1 pseudogene is annotated in these 261 nt (G+C 24.5%); it reads left to right on the forward strand.

Annotated elements, in window-relative coordinates:
• Nucleotides 1–64 precede the first annotated feature (64 nt).
• A pseudogene (locus NG904_RS16930) lies at nt 65–261 on the forward strand (hypothetical protein); the annotation flags it as partial.

Here is a 261-nt window from a genome sequence, read left to right on the forward strand (position 1 = left end):
AATGAATTGTTTTAAATTATTAAATGAACATTAAATATAAATAAAATGAAAAGAGGGAAAAACGATGAAACTTGATAATTTATATAATTTCAAAAATCCAATTAAGCATTTTTTAGATGTCGACTCAATGATATTACCAAATGATATTGCCTCTTTTGATATCACACATTTTAGTTGGGTGGCTCCTTTTAATTTTAGAGTGAAAAAATGTGATGACAAGTATCGTATGCTAAAAATACCCAATATATTAAATTTTGCAAG

The organism is Clostridium sp. ZBS15, assembly GCF_023845705.1.
Lineage (GTDB): Bacteria > Bacillota > Clostridia > Clostridiales > Clostridiaceae > Clostridium > Clostridium aquiflavi.